17 protein-coding genes and 1 pseudogene are annotated in these 19,955 nt (G+C 69.4%); 17 read left to right on the forward strand and 1 reads right to left on the reverse strand.

Translation table 11 applies throughout. From position 1 onward, the window contains the following. Positions 1-12: 12 nt before the first annotated feature. Positions 13-723, reverse strand: coding sequence for a PilZ domain-containing protein (locus tag HNV26_RS23625; RefSeq protein WP_171441417.1), 711 nt, complete (start codon positions 721-723; stop codon positions 13-15). 264 nt (positions 724-987) lie between these two features. On the opposite strand from HNV26_RS23625, the gene mraZ reads away from it, so the two are divergent. The 17 genes and pseudogenes from mraZ to HNV26_RS23710 all read left to right on the forward strand — a co-directional run. Continuing rightward, positions 988-1,440, forward strand: a complete 453-nt coding sequence (mraZ, locus tag HNV26_RS23630) for a division/cell wall cluster transcriptional repressor MraZ (RefSeq protein WP_090490200.1) — start codon at positions 988-990, stop codon at positions 1,438-1,440. A gap of 46 nt (positions 1,441-1,486) precedes the next feature. Continuing rightward, positions 1,487-1,873 carry an STAS domain-containing protein gene (locus HNV26_RS23635; protein ID WP_171441418.1) on the forward strand — a complete coding sequence of 129 codons (387 nt, stop codon included), beginning with the start codon at positions 1,487-1,489 and terminating at the stop codon, positions 1,871-1,873. Positions 1,874-1,879: 6 nt separating this feature from the next. Beyond that, positions 1,880-2,794: a 16S rRNA (cytosine(1402)-N(4))-methyltransferase RsmH gene (gene rsmH, locus HNV26_RS23640; protein WP_141254386.1), complete on the forward strand. Its 915-nt coding sequence runs from the start codon at positions 1,880-1,882 to the stop codon at positions 2,792-2,794. Next, on the forward strand, positions 2,791-3,210 hold the full coding sequence (ftsL, locus tag HNV26_RS23645) for a cell division protein FtsL (protein WP_171441419.1): 420 nt from the start codon (positions 2,791-2,793) through the stop codon (positions 3,208-3,210). Before rsmH ends, ftsL begins: the two co-directional genes overlap by 4 nt. Next, positions 3,207-5,225, forward strand: coding sequence for a penicillin-binding protein (locus HNV26_RS23650; protein WP_171441420.1), 2,019 nt, complete (start codon positions 3,207-3,209; stop codon positions 5,223-5,225). The genes ftsL and HNV26_RS23650 overlap by 4 nt, the downstream gene beginning before the upstream one ends. A gap of 51 nt (positions 5,226-5,276) precedes the next feature. Then, positions 5,277-6,800, forward strand: a complete 1,524-nt coding sequence (locus HNV26_RS23655; RefSeq protein ID WP_140865686.1) for a UDP-N-acetylmuramoyl-L-alanyl-D-glutamate--2,6-diaminopimelate ligase — start codon at positions 5,277-5,279, stop codon at positions 6,798-6,800. Between the two features lie 48 nt (positions 6,801-6,848). Then, a complete protein-coding gene (locus HNV26_RS23660) occupies positions 6,849-8,249 on the forward strand; it encodes a UDP-N-acetylmuramoyl-tripeptide--D-alanyl-D-alanine ligase (protein ID WP_171441421.1) in 1,401 nt (466 codons plus the stop codon). Next, positions 8,249-9,427 carry a phospho-N-acetylmuramoyl-pentapeptide-transferase gene (gene mraY, locus HNV26_RS23665; protein ID WP_171441422.1) on the forward strand — a complete coding sequence of 393 codons (1,179 nt, stop codon included), beginning with the start codon at positions 8,249-8,251 and terminating at the stop codon, positions 9,425-9,427. Before HNV26_RS23660 ends, mraY begins: the two co-directional genes overlap by 1 nt. A 19-nt stretch (positions 9,428-9,446) precedes the next feature. Then, on the forward strand, positions 9,447-10,814 hold the full coding sequence (murD, locus tag HNV26_RS23670) for a UDP-N-acetylmuramoyl-L-alanine--D-glutamate ligase (RefSeq protein WP_171441423.1): 1,368 nt from the start codon (positions 9,447-9,449) through the stop codon (positions 10,812-10,814). Between the two features lie 4 nt (positions 10,815-10,818). Beyond that, complete coding sequence (ftsW, locus tag HNV26_RS23675) at positions 10,819-11,985, forward strand: putative lipid II flippase FtsW (RefSeq protein WP_171441424.1); 1,167 nt, start codon at positions 10,819-10,821, stop codon at positions 11,983-11,985. Further along, positions 11,982-13,133 (forward strand): undecaprenyldiphospho-muramoylpentapeptide beta-N-acetylglucosaminyltransferase, encoded by a 1,152-nt coding sequence (gene murG / locus HNV26_RS23680; RefSeq protein WP_171441425.1) that lies wholly within the window; start codon positions 11,982-11,984, stop codon positions 13,131-13,133. The genes ftsW and murG overlap by 4 nt, the downstream gene beginning before the upstream one ends. After that, positions 13,130-14,548 carry a UDP-N-acetylmuramate--L-alanine ligase gene (gene murC, locus HNV26_RS23685; RefSeq protein WP_171441426.1) on the forward strand — a complete coding sequence of 473 codons (1,419 nt, stop codon included), beginning with the start codon at positions 13,130-13,132 and terminating at the stop codon, positions 14,546-14,548. Before murG ends, murC begins: the two co-directional genes overlap by 4 nt. A 4-nt stretch (positions 14,549-14,552) precedes the next feature. After that, complete coding sequence (murB, locus tag HNV26_RS23690) at positions 14,553-15,485, forward strand: UDP-N-acetylmuramate dehydrogenase (protein ID WP_171441427.1); 933 nt, start codon at positions 14,553-14,555, stop codon at positions 15,483-15,485. Then, positions 15,482-16,438, forward strand: coding sequence for a D-alanine--D-alanine ligase (locus HNV26_RS23695; protein ID WP_141618010.1), 957 nt, complete (start codon positions 15,482-15,484; stop codon positions 16,436-16,438). The genes murB and HNV26_RS23695 overlap by 4 nt, the downstream gene beginning before the upstream one ends. Positions 16,439-16,592: 154 nt before the next feature. Next, a complete protein-coding gene (locus HNV26_RS23700; protein ID WP_171441428.1) occupies positions 16,593-17,447 on the forward strand; it encodes a cell division protein FtsQ/DivIB in 855 nt (284 codons plus the stop codon). A gap of 46 nt (positions 17,448-17,493) precedes the next feature. Continuing rightward, a complete protein-coding gene (gene ftsA, locus HNV26_RS23705) occupies positions 17,494-18,726 on the forward strand; it encodes a cell division protein FtsA (RefSeq protein WP_011555553.1) in 1,233 nt (410 codons plus the stop codon). A gap of 394 nt (positions 18,727-19,120) precedes the next feature. Next, positions 19,121-19,955 (forward strand): annotated as a pseudogene (locus tag HNV26_RS23710) (adventurous gliding motility protein AgmC); the annotation flags it as partial.

Consider the following 19,955-nt stretch of genomic DNA (forward strand, 5'->3'; position numbering starts at 1 on the left):
GCCTCCAGGCCGTCACGGCATCCGCGCGACGGCCTCCATGCCGAAGCTCACCCGGGCCTTCCAGGGGACGGGCGGCAGCGTGGCCAGGGACAAGAGCCCCTCCAGCCGCTGCTGCATATCCGGCCGGAGCCGGCCGAAGGTGGCGCCGAAGCCCGGCGCCACCGTCCCGGAGTTCTTCCGGGGCACCGTGGAGGTCCACACCACCTCGCCGTGCAGCATCATGGGCCCCTCCCGGAAGTCCATCTCCAGCAGGAAGGGCGTGCCCACCTTCACCTGGCGGGGCAGGGAAGGGGCCTGCACCTCCAGGCCCACGCCGCCCCGGGAGATGTCCCGGACGACGAAGCTCGGGGACAGGGGGGCCGCCTCGATGGCGCGCAGGTACAGGGGTAGGCGTGGGAAGCGGCGCAGGCCGGAGTGTTCATCGGCGGAGTAGATGCGCTGGAGGACGGCGTCCAACGCGCTGCGGTCTTCTCCGACCCCATAGCGGACGGTGAGGAGGAAGCGCTGGGACTCCTCGTGTGGGACGACCTGGACCACTTCCCCCAACACTTCCACGGGCCGAGGCACACCGCCCGCATGGAGTTCGAAGGTGAAGCGGGTCCCCAGCGGGAGGCTGCGGCGCGTCTCCAGGGTGACGCCCCCCAGTCCGACACTGCGCGTGTACTCCCCCACCAGGGACTGCGGCGTCTTGTAGGCCACCTTCAGCCGAACGTTCGTGTTCACGCGACTGACACTTTGCGCCTGGGTCAGGGGGGAACTCAAGTTTACCCCAGCGCAATAGGTAGGGCGTCGTACGGCGCCAACCACTGGACCTTCCAGGTGTGACGGCCTTTCCGGACGTCCGGCGCGGACAAACCGCTGTTTCAACCTGTTGCGGTTTCTTGACCCCCCCAGGTGGGGCGCGTATGTATGCCGCCCGGAAGTGGCAAGGAGTGGGAAGGAGTGGAGGTTCATCCCTCAGCGGGCTGAAAAGGTGGATCGTCCCGAGTGTTCCGAGGCGTCTATGAGCACCAGATCGACGCGAAGGGGCGGACGAGCCTCCCGGCGAAGCTCCGGGACACGCTGGTGGGCGCCTACGACGAGAGGCTCATCCTCACGACGGCGCTCGACCGATGCCTCCACGCCTACCCGGTGCGGGAGTGGGAAGCGCTGGAGCTGTCGTTGGCCAAGCGCAACCCGATGGAGCCTGGGGTGAAGACGCTGATGCGCTTGTACGTGGCCAGCGCGCAGGAGTGCCCGCTGGACAAGCTGGGGCGCCTGCTCATCCCTCCGACGCTCCGCTCCTATGCGGGGCTGGAGAAGGACGTGGTGTGGGCGGGGATGGTGAAGGTCATCGAGCTGTGGAGCCGGGAGGGGTGGGCGAAGGCGCAGGAAGAAGCGCGCCAGGAAGCGACCTCCGCGGACGTGATGAAGGTGCTCGCCGAGCTGCGGCAAGCGTGACGGGAAAGTCGACAGGACCCCGAAGTACCGGGAGGGTGGCAAGCGTATGAACCAGGTTCTGGAGGTTCGGCCAGGGTTGGCGGGCGCGGCGATGGCCGCCGGCCGTGTCGAGACGCTCATGCTGGAGGGCGAGCTGAGCGAGCAGGACCTGCTCGAGCTGTGCGACGACCTGGGCCGCAAGCTGCAGCGCGGCACGCGCCAGGTGGTGCTGGACTTCGGCGACGTGGGGCACCTGAACTACCGCGGCGTCAAGCCGCTGATGGCCCGCACGGAGGCCTTCCGCCGCGCCGGCGGGGACGTGAAGCTGTCCGGACTTTCGCCGTACCTGGCCGCCATCTTCCGCGCGGCCGGCGCGCACGACTGTTTCGAAATCTACCCGCACATGAACGATGCCCGAGCCGCCTTCGCGCTGGCACGGGCACCCTTTGTCTGACGGCCCGTGACGGCTTCGGACTTCCAGCACCAGACCGTCCTCCTGCGGGAAGCAGTGGAACTGCTCCGGCCGGCGGATGGGCGGGTCATCATTGACGGGACGCTGGGTGGCGGTGGCCACTCGGAGGCGCTGCTGGCCTCGGGCGCCACGGTGGTCGGCGTGGACCGGGATCCGGTGGCGCTCGCCGCGGCCACCGCGCGCCTGGGCGCGAACCCGCGCTTCCAGGGCCGCGCCGGCAATTTCGCCGAGCTGCCCCGCGTCGCCGCGGACCTGCTGCCCGTGGATGGCGTGTTGGTGGACCTGGGCGTGTCGTCGCCGCAGCTGGACGTGGCCGAGCGCGGCTTCTCCTTCTCCAAGGACGGCCCGCTGGACATGCGCATGGGGCCGGACGGCCCGACGGCGGCGGAGCTGATCGCCACCACGGATGAGCGCGAGCTGGTCCGCATCCTCAAGGACTACGGTGAAGAGCCCTTCGCGCGGCCCATTGCCCGCGAGCTGAAGAAGGCCCTGCCCACGCGCACGCTGGAGGCCGCGGAGGTCGTGAAGCGGGCGGTGCCGCGCAAGGCGTGGCCCAACCGCATCCACGTGGCCACCCGGACCTTCCAGGCGCTGCGCATGGCCGTCAACGGCGAGCTGGAGGCGCTGGACGCGCTGCTGGCCGCCATCCCCGGGCTCCTCAAGGTGGGCGGCCGCGCCGCCGTCATCGCCTTCCACTCCCTGGAGGACCGGAAGGTGAAGGAGGCGTTCCGCGCGCTCGCAGGGCGCTGCACCTGTCCGCCGGGCCTGCCCGTGTGCGTCTGCAGCGGGGTGGGTGATTTCGCCCTGGTGACGAAGAAGGCCGTGGCCGCCTCCGAGGCGGAGGTCGAGGCCAATCCCCGTTCACGCAGCGCGCATCTGCGCGTGGTGGAGAAACTCCGATGAGCAAGGTGCACTCCCGGGTGTCGGCGTTGCGTTCTTCCGTGACGGTGGGCGGCGTGCTGCTGCACCTGCTGCCGGCGGTGTGCCTCTTCGCCCTCTTCGCGGCGGTGGGCATCCTGCACGTCTCCAGCCGGGTGCTGGTGGTGGACATGGGCTACCGCCTGTCGCGCGAGGAGGCGGAGAGCCGCATCCTCACGCGCGAGAATGACCGGCTGAAGCTGGAGCTGGCCACGCTCAAGGCGCCGGGCCGGCTGGAGCGCGTGGCGCGTGAGCAGCTGAACATGGCCATGCCGCGCGGCGGCGCCGTGGTGTCGCTGACGGCGGACAAGCCGGCGCGTGGCGGCGGAGCGCGCGCGGAGTCCCCGGACGCCACGCAGCCCACCGTCCGCGTGGCGGGCCGCGCCGGAGCGGGTCGGTGAGAGACTTCAAGGCGGCGCGGGCCCCCGAGCCCAACGCGAAGTGGCTGAAGCTGCGGGTGCGGCTGCTGTTCGGGCTGTTCCTGATGCTGCTCGGCGTCGCCTTTGGTCGTGCGGTGCAGCTCCAGGTCTTCGAGCAGGAGAAGCTGCGCGGCATGGCGCAGGACCAGTACGTCCGGCACATCGAGATTCCGGCCCGCCGCGGCGACATCTTCGACCGGCGCGGCACGCCGCTGGCCCAGAGCGTGGAGGTGGACTCCATCTGGGTGGACCCCTCCATGCTGCCCGACGTGAAGGCCGCGTCCCGGGCGCTGGCCAAGGCGCTGAAGCTGGACCCCGACGAGCTGGGCGCGCGCCTGGCCCGGGCCAAGCGCTTCGCCTGGGTGAAGCGCCAGGCCAAGCCCGCCGAGGTCGCCGCGGTGAAGGCGCTGGCGCTGCCGGGCATGGGCTTCTCCAAGGAGCCCAAGCGCTTCTACCCCCAGCGCGAACTGGGCGCCCACGTGGTGGGCACGGTGGGCATGGACGGCCGCGGCCTGGAGGGCCTGGAGCTGGCCTTCCAGGACGAGCTGTCCGGGCAGAACTCCTCCACCTCCGGCTTCCGCGACGCCAAGGGCCGCAAGCTGCTGGTGCAGGGCGCGTTGGATCCGCTCCAGCGCCAGGGCGCCGCCGTCACCCTCACGTTGGACCGCCACCTCCAGTACGTCGCGGAGAAGGCCCTCAGCCGCGCGGTGGAGGACGCCAAGGCCGTGGCCGGCATGGCGGTGGTGTTGGACCCGCGCACGGGCGAGCTGCTCGCCGTGGCCAACCACCCGCGCTTCAACCCCAACACGCCGGAGTCCAGCTCGCGCTCGGGCATGCGCAACCGCGCCGCCCTGGACACCTTCGAGCCGGGCTCCACCCTGAAGGCCTTCGTGGTGGCCGCGGCGATGGAAGAGAAGGCCATCACCGCCGACAGCCTCTTGTTCTGTGAGAACGGCGCCTGGCGGGTGGGCCGCCACACCATCAACGACACCCACTCCTACGGCTGGCTCACCCCGCAGGGCATCCTCCAGAAGTCCTCCAACATCTGCATGGCGAAGATTGCCCAGGCCATGGGGCGGGAGAAGTTCGTGAAGGGCTACCAGGCCTTCGGCTTCGCCGAGCGCACCGGCCTGTCCCTGCCGGGCGAGGGGCGCGGCGTCCTGCCGTTCCCGAAGGCGGAAGTCTCCCTGGCCACCCAGTCCTTCGGGCAGGGGATGACGGCCACGGCGGTGCAGATTGCGGCCGCCTATGGTGCGCTGGCCAACGATGGGGTGCTGATGCGGCCCTACCTGGTGTCGAAGGTGGTGGACCCGGACGGTGTCGTTCTGCTGGAAAACCGTCCCACGGAGCTGCGCAGGGCGGTCTCCGCGAAGGTCGCCCGGCAGGTCGTGGGCATGCTCGAAAGCGTGGTGGCCAAGGGAGGGACGGCCACCAAGGCCGCCATGGAGGACTACCGGGTGGCCGGAAAGACGGGCACCGCGCAGAAGGCAGACCCGGTGGCGCGGGGGTATTCGGACAAGCGGATCGCCTCCTTTGTCGGGGTGGTACCGGCCGAGTCTCCGCGAGCAGTGATTCTTGTCGTAGTGGACGAACCCAAGACGGACGTATACGGGGGGACCGTGGCTGCCCCTGCTTTCAAGGAGATTGCGACCGCCGCCATGGCTCACCTGGCCGTGCCCCCGTCCCGGACGGTGGCACCCGAGGTGGCCGTGGCCGCCGAGTCCCCCGCGCCTGCCGCGGCGAAGCCGGGGGCGAATGCCTCCGGCGCCGCCCGGACGGCACGGGCGGACGCGGTGACGGAGACCCCTGAACCCGGCACGGTGCGTGTGCCGGACCTTCAGGGAGAAGTAGGACGTGAGGCCGTGGTGAAGCTGCTCGCCGCGGCGCTGGAGCCACAGGTATTGGGCAGTGGACGCGTGGTATCTCAAACCCCCGCCGCCGGTTCATTGGTGGAGAAGGGGGCCCGGGTGACGCTGGAGCTCGCCGCGCGGCAATAAGGCCGCGTCCGCTCCAGGCCCCGCTCTTGCAATGCGTGTGAAGGGGAAGAGATGAAGCTGACGGATGTCCTCGCAGGATGTGGTGCCGAGCAGACCTCGGGCGGCCGTTCCGCGGTTGACGTCACCGGTGTGACGCAGGACTCGCGGCGCGTGAAGCCGGGAGACCTGTTCGTCGCCATTCCTGGCACGAAGGAGGATGGGGCCCAGTTCATCGGTGAGGCCGTGTCCCGTGGCGCCGTGGCGGTGGTGTCGGAGAAGCCGGTGCCGTCCTCTCAGGTGCCCTTCTTTAAGGTGAGCAGCGCTCGCAAGGCGCTGGCGCTCATCGCGGCCAACTTCTACGGCCGCCCGGCGGACCAGCTGACGTTGCTGGGCATCACCGGTACGAACGGGAAGACGACCACCAGCTACCTGCTGGAGGCGATGAGCACCGCGGCGTACGCGTCCACCGGTGTCATCGGGACGCTGGGCTACAAGTTCGCTGGCCGCACGGTGGAGTGCGCCAACACCACGCCGGATCCGCTGGAGCTGCACCGCATCCTCCGGGAGATGGTGGAGGCGGGCGTGGAGACGGTCATCATGGAGGTGTCCAGCCATGCGCTCGCGCAGGAGCGCGTGCACGGGCTGACCTTCAAGGCCGCGGGCTTCTCCAACCTGAGCCGCGACCACCTCGACTACCACAAGGACATGGAGGACTACTTCCAGGCCAAGCGGAAGCTCTTCGCGGAGAACCTGTCCGCCACGGGCGTGGCGGTGGTGAACGGCGACGACACCTACGCCAGCCGCATCTACAACGAGCAGCGCGGCCAGAAGCGCATGGCGTGGAAGTTCAGCCGCCAGGGCTCCGGGGAGATTTCCGCGGCCGACGTGAGCTTCTCGCTCCAGGGCATCAAGGGCGTGCTGAAGACGCCCGCCGGTGACATCCCGCTCAAGAGCAAGCTCCTGGGGCCCCACAACCTGGAGAACATCCTCCTGGCGGTGGGCATTGGCCTGGGCGCGGGCTTCGCGCGGCGCGACGTGCAGGAAGGCATCGAGCGGATGATGCCGGTGGCCGGCCGCATGGAGCGCGTGGAGAACTACGGTCCGTCTGGCGCCCCCGCGGTGCTGGTGGACTACGCGCACACGGATGACGCGCTCAAGCGCTCCATCGAGGCGGCGCGCTCGCTGGCCAAGGGCCGCGTCATCGCGGTGTTCGGCTGCGGCGGGGACCGCGACAAGGGCAAGCGTCCGCTGATGGGCGCGGTGGCGGGTGAGGGCGCCGACCTGGCCGTCATCACCAGCGACAACCCCCGCACCGAGGACCCGGAGGAGATCATCTCCCAGGTGACCGCGGGCATCGAGAAGAGCGGCCTGCGCCGCATCTCCGCCGGCAAGGCGAAGAGCGGTGAGAAGGGCTACCTGGTCGACGCGGACCGCCGCGCGGCCATCGAGCAGGCCATCAGCCTGGCGTCCGCGGACGACGTCGTCCTCATCGCGGGCAAGGGCCACGAGACGTACCAGCAGGTCGGCGAGGAGAAGCTCGTGTTCGACGACCGGCAGGTGGCCGCGAAGGCGCTGGCCAACCGCACCGCAGGCTGAGCCCGAGCCTCCCAAGCCCCGTCGACCCGCCCGCCCATCTCTCACTCCATGGCAGCTTCCTTCAGCGACGAAGAGGTGGTGCAGGCGACCGGGGCGACCCGGCGTGGCGGCCCGGCCCAGGCCGCCTACGTTACCGTCTGTACCGACACGCGGGCACTCACCCCCGGGTGCCTCTTCGTGGCCCTGGTGGGTGAGCGCTTCGACGCCCACGCTTTCGTGGACGCCGCGGCGAAGGGCGGGGCGGCTGGCGCGGTGGTGGCACGCGGGCGTCCGTTGCCCGCGCTGCCCGAGGGGCTGGTGCTCTATGAAGTGGATGACACCCTGCGCGCCCTGGGCGCGCTGGGACGGCACCACCGTCAGCGCTTCCGGATTCCGGTGTGCGCGGTGGGTGGCTCCAACGGGAAGACGACCACCAAGGAGATGGTGGGCGCCATCCTGGCCACGCGCGGGCCGGCGCTGAAGACCGAGGGCAACCTCAACAACGAGATTGGCGTCCCGCTGACGCTCTTCCGGCTGGAGCCGCGCCACGTCGCGGCGGTCATCGAAGTGGGGATGAACCAGCCGGGGGAAATCGAGCGGCTGGCGCGCGTCGTCCAGCCGGACGCGGGCGTCATCACGGTGGTCCAGCCCGAGCACCTGGAGGGGCTGGGCAGCATCGAGGGCGTGGCGGCGGCGGAGGGCGAGCTGTTCCAGGAGATGGGGCACGGCACCACCATCGTGGTGAACGTGGACGACGCGCTCATCCCCGCGCAGGCGGAGCGCAGCGGAGCGCAGCGGCTGACGTTCGGCCGGGCGGAGCACGCGGACGTGCGGCTGGCGGACGTGAAGACGCTGGGCCGCGAGGGCATGGTGGCCACGGTGCGGCACCTGGGCCGCGAGTGGCCGGTGCGGCTGCACTTCGTGGGGCCCCACAACGCGCAGAACGCGACGGCGGCCTTCGCGGTGGCGCTGGCGCTGGGCTACACGCCGGAGGAGTGCGTGCGCGGCCTGGAGTCGGCGCGGCCGTACTCGCGGCGCCTCAACGTGGTGGACGGGCAGCACGGCGTGACGGTCATCGACGACTGCTACAACGCCAACCCGGCCTCCATGGACGCCGCGCTGGAGACGCTGGGCACGCTGGTGCCCGCGGGTGGCCGGGCCGTGGTGGTGCTGGGGGACATGTTGGAGCTGGGGCCGGGCGAGCTCGAGGAGCACGCGCGCCTGGGTGGCCAGATTCCCTCGCACGCGGCGCTGGCGGCATTTTTTGGTCCCCGCTCCTTGAAGGGGTGGGAGGCCGCTTCCATGGGTGAATCCGCCGCCCACTTCACCGACGTGGAGCCGCTGATGGCGTGGTTGGCGCCGCGGCTTCGCGAAGGTGACGTGGTGCTGGTGAAGGGCAGCCGCGGCATGCGGCTGGAGCGGGTGGTGGCCGCCCTGACGGGCACGGCCGCCCCCGGAGGAAACCACTAGTGCTGTACCTCCTCTACGAGGTCATCCAGAACTCCGAGGCGGGGCGCGTTCTCAACTTCCTGCGCTACCCCACCTTCCGCATCATCGCCGCGGGCGTCTTCGCGCTCCTGCTGGGCATGCTCATCGGGCCCAGGCTCATCGCCCGGCTGCGGCTGAAGCAGCACGGGCAGAGCAACGTGCGCGAGGACACGCCGGACTCGCACCAGAAGAAGAAGGGCACGCCCACCATGGGCGGCGCGCTCATCCTGCTGTGCATCGCGGCGGGCACGCTGCTGTTCGCGGACCTGAAGAGCCGCGCCGTCTGGGTGATGCTGCTGCTGACGCTGGGCTACGGCTTCATCGGCTTCCTGGATGACTGGCTCAAGCTGTCCAAGCGCAACTCCAAGGGCCTGGCCGGGCGCAAGAAGATGGTGCTGCAGACCTTCTTCTTCCTCGTCGCCGTGTTCGGTCTGCTGACGACGTGGACGCTGCCGGACGGCTCCTTCGGCCCCACGCTGCTCGTCAACACCAAGCTGACGCTGCCGTTCATCCCCACGCGCTGGTTCAACCCGGACCTGGGCTGGTTCTACGTCTTCTTCGCGTGGATTGTCGTCGTGGGCACGTCCAACGCGGTGAACCTCACGGACGGCCTGGACGGTCTGGCCATCGTCCCCACCATCGTGTCCGCCATCACCTTCGCGGTGCTCTGCTACGTGGCGGGCACCACGCTGAGCATCGCGGACTCGGAGGTGGTGGGCGGCGTGTCGAAGCTGGTGGCCACGCCGCTGTACCAGTACCTGGGCGTCCTCCAGGTGCCGGGCGGCGCGGAGCTGGCGGTGTTCTGCGCGGCCATCGTCGGCGCGGGCATCTCCTTCCTGTGGTTCAACACCTACCCGGCCTCCGTCTTCATGGGCGACATCGGCTCGCTGGCCCTGGGCGGCGCCCTGGGCGGGCTGGCGATGCTGTCCAAGAACGAGGTGGTGTCCGCCATCATCCACGGCGTCTTCTTCGCCGAAATCCTGAGCGTGATGATTCAGGTCACGTCCTTCAAGATGACGGGCAAGCGCGTCTTCAAGATGGCGCCGGTGCACCATCACTTCGAGCTCAAAGGGATGGCCGAGCCGAAGATCATCGTCCGTTTCTGGATCGTCTCCATCCTCTGTGGTGGCGTGGCGCTCCTGTCCCTGAAGCTCCGCTGAATCCGGAGGTGGCACGGCCATGACGTTGGCGCTGTCCGGTCAGAAGGTGCTGGTGTTCGGGCTCGCGAAGAGCGGCGTGGCCGCGCTGCGCCTGCTGCGTCAGCAGGGCGCGGACGTCACGGCGCTGGACGCACGGGGCGAGGACGCGCTGGGCGCGGTGGCCCACGAGGTGAAGGCGCTGGGCGCCACGCTGGTGTCCGGGCCCACGCCGCCGGGGCTGCTCGCGTCGCAGGACCTGGTGGTGGTGAGCCCGGGCGTGCCGCTGGCGCTGCCGGAAATCCAGGCCGCGCGCGCGGCGGGCGTGGCGGTGTGGGGCGAGGTCGAGCTGGCGGGCCGGCTGCTGTCCGGCGTGCCGCTGTTCGGCATCACCGGCACCAACGGTAAGAGCACCACCACGGCGCTCACCGGCACGCTCTTCGCCAGCGGCGGCAAGCGCACCTTCGTGGGTGGAAACCTGGGCCGGCCCTTCAGCGAGGCGGCCATGTCCCCGGACGACTGGGACGCGCTGGTGGTGGAGCTGTCCAGCTACCAGTTGGAGGGCATCCGCGCGCTGCGCCCTCGCGGCGCGGCCATCCTCAACCTGACGCCGGACCACATCGACCGCTATCCCAGCCACGCGGCGTATGGCGAGGCGAAAGCGCGCATCTTCCAGCAGCAGCAGGCCGGTGACTTCGCGGTGGTGAACGCGGACGACGCGGACGTGATGGGGCTGGCGCGCGGCGCGAAGGCGCAGGTGTACGGCTTCAGCCTCACGGGCAAGCCGGTGGCGGAGGCCCCGGCGCTGGCGGGCCTGGCGGTGGCGGAGCCGGGCGGCTTCCGGCTGGCCTTCCTGGGCGAGCACTACACGCTGACGAACCGCGCGCTGCGTGGCGCCCACAACGCGCAGAACGCGATGGCGGCGGCGCTGCTGGCGCGCCTGGGCGGCGTCACTTCCGGCGAGGTGCAAGCGGGGCTGGACGGCTATCCGGGCCTGCCGCACCGGCTGGAGAGCGTGCGCGTGCTGGATGGCGTCGAGTGGGTGAATGACTCGAAGGCCACCAACGTGGATTCGGTGCTGGTGGCGCTGCGCGCGTTTTCCAGCGGCGTGTGGCTGATTGCCGGCGGCAAGGGCAAGGGCGCGCCGTACGCGCCCATGGTGGAGGCGGGGCAGGGCAAGGTGAAGGGCGTGCTCACCATCGGGGACGACGCGGACACGCTGGCCCGGGCCTATGCCGGCGCGGCGCAGGTCCACGCGTGCGGCACCCTGGCCCATGCGGTGGCGCGGGCGCGGGAGTTGGCGGAGCGGGGTGACACGGTGCTGCTGTCGCCCGCGTGCGCGTCCTTCGATCAGTTCAAGAACTTCGAGGACCGGGGCGATTCGTTCAAGCGCCTGGTGGAGGCGCTGTGACTGCATGAAGAACCCTTCTCCTCCGTCCTCCGCCCTCGTGCGCTTCGACCCGGTGCTGCTTTGCGCGGTGCTCGGGCTCGTGAGCTTCGGGCTGGTGATGGTGTACTCGGCCAGCGCGGTGCTGGCGCAGGACAAGCTGGGCGACAGCCTCTACTTCCTCAAGCGACAGCTCGTCGCCGCGGGCCTGGGGTTGGGCGCCATGGCCGTGGCCATGAAGATTGGCTGGCGCCGGCTGGCGCGCTGGGCCTATCCGCTGCTGCTGGCGGCCATCGTCCTGTTGGTGCTGGTGAACATCCCCGGCATCGGCAGCACGGCGGGTGGCGCGCGGCGGTGGATTCGCCTGCCGGGCTTTGGCCTGCAGCCGGCGGAGGTGGCGAAGTTCGCCTGGGTCGTCTACCTGTCCTACTCGCTGGCGAAGAAGCGGGAGAAGGTGGCGAAGTTCTCCGTGGGCTTCGTTCCGCACCTCGCGCTGTGCGGCATCCTGGTGTTGCTTTGTATGATGCAGCCCGACTTCGGCAGCAGCGTGCTGCTGGTGTTCATGCTCTTCGTGCTGCTGTTCGCGGCCGGCGCGAAGCTGAGCTACCTGGTCGGCATGGTGCTGCTGGCGTTGCCCCTGGCCTACGTGGCCATTGCCTCCAGTCCGTACCGCATGAAGCGCATCCTGGCCTTCATGGACCCGTGGGCGCACCGGCATGACGTGGGCTACCAGGTGGCCGAGTCGCTGATGTCCATCGGTTCGGGCGGCGTGGTGGGCCTGGGCCTGGGCGACGGACGGCAGAAGCTCTTCTTCCTGCCGGAAGCCCACACTGACTTCATCTTCTCCATCATCGCCGAGGAGACGGGCCTCATTGGCGTGGGCCTGCTGGTGGTGCTGTACGGCGTCGTGCTGTGGCGCGGCGTCCGGGCCAGCCTGGCGGCGGGGGAGACGTTCGGAACGTACCTGGGGCTGGGCATCAGCTCCATCATCGCGTTCCAGGCCGCGGTCAACATGTGCGTGGCCATGGGGTTGCTGCCGACGAAGGGGCTGACGCTGCCCTTCGTGTCGTACGGAGGTTCGTCGCTGGTGGTGTTGATGGGTGCGGCTGGAGTGCTGTTGTCGTTGAGCGCGAACACCCAGGGGGCCGCGAGGCCCAGCCGGGTGGGAACCGACATGCGGGAGGTGGCGGCATGATGAAGGTGCTCATCGCGGGTGGGGGCACGGGCGGACATCTCTTTCCGGGCATCGCCCTGGCGGAAGAGGTGGTGACACGGCATCACCGCAACGAGGTCGTCTTCGTGGGCACCGAGCGCGGCATCGAGTCGCGCGTGGTGCCGAAGGAAGGTTATCCGCTGGAGCTGGTGAAGGTGCAGGGCCTCAAGGGCAAGGGCTTCTTGTCCCTGCTCAAGGCGCTCTTCGCGCTGCCGCTGGCCCTCATCGAGTCCTTTCGCATCCTCGCCCGGCAGAAGCCGGACGTGGTGGTGGGCGTGGGGGGCTACGCCAGCGGACCGGTCGTGCTGGCCGCGTGGCTGATGGGCATCCCCACCGCCATCCAGGAGCAGAACGCGCTGCCCGGCTTCACCAACAAGGTGCTGGGCCGCATCGTGCGCGTGGTGTTCATCGCCTTCGAGGAAGCGCGCGCCTTCTTCCCGGAGAAGAAGGTCCAGCTCATCGGCAACCCCATCCGCCGCAAGCTGATGGACAACTACCTGCGCAGCCACGTCGCGCACGAGCGCTTCTCCGTGCTCGTCTTCGGCGGCAGCCTGGGCGCGCGGGGCATCAACCAGCGGATGACGGAAGCGCTGGACTCGCTGGGCGACCTGAAGGACAGCCTGCACTTCGTCCACCAGACGGGGAAGAACGACCTGGAGTCGGTGCGCAAGGGCTACGCGGACAAGGGCTTCCAGGCGGAGGTGGTGGAGTTCATCGACGACATGTCCAGCGCCTATGCCCGCGCGGACCTCGTCGTCTGTCGCGCCGGCGCGACGACCCTCGCGGAGCTGACCGTCTGTAAGAAGGCCAGCATCCTGATTCCCTTCCCGCACGCCACGGACGACCACCAGGCCGTCAACGCGCGGGCGTTGGTGGATGCGGGCGCGGCGCTGATGTTCCGCGAGTCGGAGCTCACCGGAGAGAAGCTGGCGCAGACGGTGCGTGAGCTGAAGAGCCACCCCGAGCGCCTCAAGAGCATGGAGAAGAAGGCGGGCTTGTTGGGCCGTCCTGAGGCCGCCAAGGAACTGGCGGACGTGTGCGTGGACCTGATGGTCCAGACGTGGGGCCCCAATGGCCGCGAGCGCACCCCCATCGAAGCCGAGAAGAAGGCCCCCAGGAGCCATTCGTGACGCGTAACAAGCCCCCCAGCCTCTTCAAGACGCGCCATGCGGCGCAGGTCCACTTCGTGGGGCTCGGTGGTATCGGCATGAGCGGCATCGCCGAGGTGCTGCTGAACCTGGGCTACCGGGTGTCCGGCTCCGACTTGCGCGAGAGCGACATCACCCGGCGCCTGGTGCGCATGGGCGCGACCTTCTTCGAAGGCCACCGCGCGCAGAACCTGATTCAGGCGGACGTGGTGGTGATTTCCTCCGCGGTTCGCAAGGACAACCCGGAGGTGGTCGCCGCCCGGCAGCGGAAGATTCCCGTCATCCCCCGCGCGGAGATGCTCGCGGAGTTGATGCGCCTGAAGTACGCGGTCGCCGTGGCCGGCAGCCACGGGAAGACGACGACGACGTCCATGGTGGCCACCGTGCTGAGCGCGGCGGGGCTGGACCCGACGGCGGTGGTGGGCGGCAAGGTGAACGTGCTCGACTCCAACGCCAAGCTGGGCAAGAGCGAGCTGATGGTGGTGGAGGCCGACGAGAGCGACGGCAGCTTCCTCCACCTGCATCCGTCCATCGCCATCGTCACCAACATCGACCCGGAGCACATGGACCACTACGGCGACCTGGACACGCTCCAGTCCGCCTTCGTGGAGTTCTGCAACCGGGTGCCTTTCTACGGCCTCAACGTGCTGTGCCTGGACAACCCCAACGTCCAGGCGCTGCTGCCGCGCATCGAGAAGCGCTTCGTCACCTACGGCAGCTCGCACATGGCGGACTACCGGCTGGAGAACATCCAACTGGACGGCTTCACCACGCGCTTCCACGCCTACCGCCGGGAGGAGTCGCTGGGCGAGTTCCGCGTGCGGATGGTGGGCGCGCACAACGCCTTCAACGCGCTGGCCGTCATCGCCGTGGCGGAGGAGATGGACATCCCGCTGGAGACGGTCCGCGAGTCACTGGCCGAGTTCGGCGGCGTGCAGCGGCGCTTCACCGTGCGCGGAGAAGCCCAGGGCATCACCGTGGTGGACGACTACGGGCACCACCCCACGGAAGTGCTGGCCACGCTGGCCGGCGCGCGGCGGGCCTTCGGACGCCGGGTGGTGGTGGCCTTCCAGCCGCACCGCTACACGCGCACGCATGACCTGATGAAGGAGTTCACCACCTCCTTCAATGATTCGGACGTGCTCTTCGTCACCAGCGTCTACGCGGCGGGCGAGGAGCGCATCGAGGGCGCCACGGGCGACGCGCTGGCGGACGCCGTCCGCGCCCACGGCCACCGCGACGTCACGTTCGTGGAGAAGCGCACCGACCTGCCGGCGGCGCTGCTGCCGCGTCTGCGCGAGGGGGACCTGGTGCTGACGCTGGGCGCGGGTGACATCACCCACGTGGGGCCGGAGTTGCTCGAGCTGCTGCGCACAACCCCCTTGTCGAAGGACTAGCGCCATGGTTGACGCGGGCGTGAAGACGGCGCTGGCGGCGCGCGTGGAGTCGCTGGGCGGCTGCGAGGTGAAGGCGGGCGAGCCGCTGGCGCCTCTCACCAGCGTCCGGGCCGGCGGCGCCGCGGAAGCCCTGGTGCGCCCGCGCTCGCCAGACGCCCTGGTGGCGCTGCTGAAGCTGGCGCGCGAAGAGGGGGTCCCCGTTTCGGTTCTGGGCGGCGGCGCCAACACGCTGGTGGGGGACGGCGGGGTGCCCGGCCTGACGCTGAAGCTGCCAGGAGACCTCTTTCCGGAGGTGGCCGACGTGGGCCCCGAGGAAGGGCGGCTCACCCTGGGCGCGGGGGCGGCCATCGTCCGCCTCATCAACGTCATGCGGGCCCACGCGCTGGTGGGCGCGGAGTTCCTGGCCGGCATCCCCGGCACGCTGGGCGGCGCGGTGTCGATGAACGCCGGCACCAAGAACGGCGAGGCCTTCCGCGTCATCGAGGCGGTGGAGGTGGCCACGGCGGACGGGGTGGGGTGGCTGACGAAGGCGCAGGTGCCGTATTCCTACCGTCACTCCGAATTGCCGCCGGGCGGCGTCGTCACCCGGGTGCGTTTCGCGCTGCGCAAGGGGGACGTGGTGGCCTCCAAGGCCGTCATGGACGCGGACCTGGGTTACCGGAAACGGACACAGCCGCTCAGTCAGCCCAACTTCGGCAGCGTCTTCACCAACCCGCCGGGCGACCATGCCGGACGGCTTATTGAACTGGCGGGCCTGAAAGGGTACTCGCTGGGGCGCGCGCAGGTGTCCACCCTGCACGCCAACTGGATTGTGAACCTGGGCGGTGCCACCGCCCGCGACGTGCTGGGACTCGTCACCCTCATGCGGCAGCGGGTGCTCGAGCAGTCCGGCGTTGACATGAAACCCGAAGTCAAGCGCCTGGGAGACTTCCTGTGACTCCGAACCGCGGTGCCTTCACGAAGGACGAGCTCAAGCAGAAGCGTGTCGGTGTGCTGTTGGGCGGGATGTCCGCGGAGCGCGACGTGTCCCTGCGCACCGGTGAGGCCGTCTCCGGGGCGCTGCGCGGGCTGGGCTACGACGTGGTGGAGATTGACGTGGGCCGGGATTTGCCCGCGCGTCTGGCGGCGGAGAAGGTGGACGTGGCGTGGCTGGCCGTCCACGGGCGTTATGGCGAGGACGGCTGTCTCCAGGGGCTGCTGGAGTCGCTCTTCATTCCTTATACCGGCAGCGGCGTGCTGGCCTCCGCGCTGGGCATGGACAAGGTGTACGCCAAGCAGGTCTACGTGGCCCACGGCATCCCCACGCCCGCGTACCGCTCCTTCCGGGACGCCGCGTCGGCGCTGGCGGCGGTGGACAGCCTGCCCTTCCCGTTTCCAGTGGTGGTGAAGCCCAGCCGCGAAGGCAGCAGCGTGGGCGTCCACATCTGCAAGACGCGGGACGCCTACGAGGCCGCCGTGACGGACGCTGCGAAGTACGCGGGCACCCTGCTGGTGGAGCAGTTCGTCAAGGGACGCGAAGTGCAGGGTGGCGTGCTGGACGATGAGGCCCTGGGCGTCATCGAGGTCCGCGCCGCGCGCGAGTTCTACGACTATGACGCGAAGTACAAGGCGGGCACCGGCACGCAGTACCTCTTCCCCGCGCCCCTGCCTCCGGATCAGTATGCGCGGGTGAACGAGGTGTGCCTGGCCGCGCACCAGGCCCTGGGGTGTAGCGGGGGCTCGCGGTCGGACGTCATCGTCACCGACGGAGGCGATGTGTTCCTGCTGGAAACCAACACGCTGCCGGGCATGACGGCCTCGAGCCTCTTGCCCAAGATTGCCGCGGGGCGCGGTATCGACTTTCCCGCCCTGTGTGAGCGCCTGCTGCTGGGCGCGTGTCTCAAGGCCTGAGCGTCTGGTATGGGGCCGGCGCAACTTGGCGTCGGCCTCCTTCGAAAATTTCCGAAGCCCCTGTGTGGCGGCTTGCGCTACAGCGACGTGCCTGTAGCCAAAAACTGGCGTGGCTCCCGAACCGGGCCCAGCATGCGTCAACCCTTTTCTCCCCATGGCCTTCGGTAAATCCAAGAACCGCCGCCGTCAGGACGCCGCCCAGCAGAAAGAGGCGGTCCGGGGCGCGGTGCGCTCGCACGGGCCGGGCGTGCTCAAGGTGATGGGGCTGACCCTGGGCACCGGGCTGCTGGTGTGGGGTGGGGTGGCGCTGCGGGAGTGGGCGCTGACGTCGCCGCGCTTCGAACTGGAGGCGGTGTCCTTCTCCGGCCTCCAGCGCGCCTCCCGGGTGGAGCTGCTGCGGCTGGCGGCGCTGACGAAGGGGCAGAACCTGTGGACGCTGGACGTGGACGCGCTGGAGCGCGCCATGCACCAGCACCCCTGGCTGCGCACGGTGGAGGTGACGCGCCGCTTCCCCAACCGCGTGTCGGTGGAGGTGACGGAGCACGTGCCGGTGGCGATGGCGGTGCTGGGGGAGTTGTACGTCCTGGACGAGGAGGGCGAGCCCTTCAAGCGGGTGACGCCCGGGGACGGACTGGACCTGCCCCTGGTGACGGGCCTGGACCGGGAAGGTTATGTGGCGGACCCGGCGGCGGCGCGGGAGCGCCTCCGTTCGGCGCTGACGGTGGCCAGCGCGTACGCGCGGCTGTCACCCGAGAAGGCCGAACAGTTGTCGGAGGTCCGCCTGGAGGCGCAGAGCCTGGCGCTGGTGACGGCGTCCGGGCAGGAAGTGCGCCTGGGTGAAGGAGATTCAGAGGTCAAGCTGCAGCGTCTTGCCCGTGTCCGGCGCGAACTGGGTGCGAGGGGGCTTGCAGCGGAGATCATTCACCTGGATAACCGTGCCCGGCCCGGCTGGGTGGCGGTGAAGATTTCGAGCCCCGCGTCCGAGAGGAGCGGGGCTTCGATGCGGTAAGAGGACGCGCCCCTTTCACGAGAGTGGGGGGCCTGGGAGGGTTGTCATGGCGAAGCAGAAGTCGGGGGAGATCATCGTCGGCCTCGACATCGGCACGACGAAGATCTGCGCCATCGTCGGAGAGCTGACCGACAGCGGCATCGACATCATCGGTATCGGTACGCATCCGTCGAAGGGTCTGCGCAAGGGCGTGGTGGTGAACATCGAGGCGACCGTCTCCTCCATCCGCCGCGCGGTGGAAGAAGCGGAGCTCATGGCGGGGGCGGAGATTTCCCACGTCTACACGGGCATCGCCGGAGGCCACATCAAGGGCTTCAATTCCCAGGGCATCGTCGCCGTCAAGGACAAGGAGGTCCGCGAGGCGGACATCGCCCGGGTCATTGACGCGGCCAAGGCCGTGGCGATTCCGCTGGACCGGGAGGTCATTCATGTCCTCCCGCAGGAGTTCATCATCGACGACCAGGGCGGCATCAAGGAGCCCCTGGGCATGGCGGGCGTCCGGCTGGAGGCCAAGGTCCATATCGTCACCGGCGCGGTGTCCAGCGCGCAGAACATCGTCAAGTGCGCCAACCGCACCGGGCTCAATGTCTCCGACATCGTCCTCCAGCCGCTGGCCAGCGCGGAGGCGGTGCTGGGCGAGGACGAGAAGGAGCTGGGCGTGTGCCTCGTCGACATCGGCGGCGGCACCACGGACATCGCCATCTTCTCCGGCGGCTCCATCGTCCACACGGCCGTGATTGCGCTGGGCGGCAACAACCTCACCAGCGACATCGCCATTGGCCTGCGCACCCCCGCGCACGAGGCCGAGCGCATCAAGCAGAAGTACGGCTGTGCGCTGTCGTCGCTCATCAACAAGGACGACACCATTGAAGTGCCCAGCGTCGGGGGCCGTCATCCCCGCGTGCTCGGGCGGCAGATTCTCTGCGAAATACTGGAGCCGCGCGTGGAGGAGATCTTCCAGCTCGTGCACCGCGAAATCCAGAAGTGCGGCTACGAGGACCTGCTGGCCTCGGGCGTGGTGATTACGGGTGGCTCCACGCTGCTGGCCGGCATGCCGGAGCTGGCCGAGGAAGTGCTGGGCCTGCCCGTCCGCCGCGGCATGCCGCGCGGCATTGGCGGTCTGGTGGATGTGGTGAAGAGCCCCATGTACGCCACCGGCGTGGGCCTGGTCGTCTACGGCGCCCGCCACCTGGACCGGCGCATGTTCCGCATCCGCGAGGAGAACGTGTACAAGAAGGTGAAGGGCCGCATGCGCGAATGGCTCGAGGAAATCTTCTGACGCGCCGGGCCGAGCGCCCACCGCGTTGCCAAAGGGCTCTCCGAAAGGGGGGCCCTTTTTTGTTGGCGTGGGCCACACGCCCTGCGTCCTGGTTGACGCGCCAGCGTCCTGGTTTGACGCGTCAGCCGACCTGATGGGTTGCCCTCCGAAGTGCCCGAGCCGGTCCAGTTTCCGGAATCTGGATCCGTGGTTCGGATGGGGCGTGGGATACCCCATGAGTCGGACGCTGAAATCCTCGGAATCTCCAGGGTCGTAGATTGGACAGAGGCTGGCTCTCGGATTGCTATAGGCGGCATTTGCCGCTGGGCCCACACCCCCCAGCGACCCCGAGTTTATGAATCGAAAGACCTTTTACGTTCCCCTGCTTGAGCGGGTTTCCCGAGGACGCCTCGGCTTGGCCATCGCACCCCTGGTGCTGATGTGCGCGGCGCTGCTGGGTCCTGTGGCGAAGGCCGCCGCGGACACCTTCGGCCTGGGGAACGGGAGCAGCGGCGCGCTGACCGTCGGTGCCGCCGACACCATCGTCAACGACTACGCGGGCGTGACGGCGGACGTCTCCGCGGGGCAGAGCTTCGTGACGGTGGACACGACGGCCGGCTTCACGGCGCAGGACCTGGTGATGGTCTTCCAGGCCACGGGCCTTGACGATGCTCCATCTGGGAATCAAGCGCCCATCGTTCTGACGGGGGGCTCGGTGGGGCGCTGGGAGCTGGCGCGGATTGACAGCGTCGATGTTGGCAACGCGCGGCTCTATTTCATGCAGCCTCTCACCGGCGCCTTCGCGGCCACCAGCACGCAGGTGATTCGGGTGCCCGAGTACACCAACGTGACGGTGAGCGCCGCGGGCAGCCTCGTTCCGCTGCCCTGGAATGGGACGAGGGGCGGCGTGGTGGCCTTCCTGGCGCAGGGGGCGGTGAGCAATGCGGGGGCCATTCATGCCGATGGCCGTGGGTTCCGCGGAGGGTTCGCCTGGAATGGTGGAGGAGACGGCTGCGACGGCCTGGATGATGCGTGGGGGCCCGATAATCAGTATCTCATCGGGACGTCGAAGGGCGAAGGCCTGGTGCCTGGCCGTTTTGGGGGCGAGGCGCTCCCTCCTGATGGGCCGACAGGCCTGACGACGGGCCGGGGCAACGCCGCCAACGCCGGTGGCGGCGGCGTCTGCCACAACTCGGGTGGCGGCGGTGGCAGTCACGTGGGCATGGGCGGCATTGGAGGGCGGACGTGGG

This window comes from Myxococcus xanthus (assembly GCF_013116825.1).
In the GTDB taxonomy this organism is placed as follows: domain Bacteria; phylum Myxococcota; class Myxococcia; order Myxococcales; family Myxococcaceae; genus Myxococcus; species Myxococcus xanthus_B.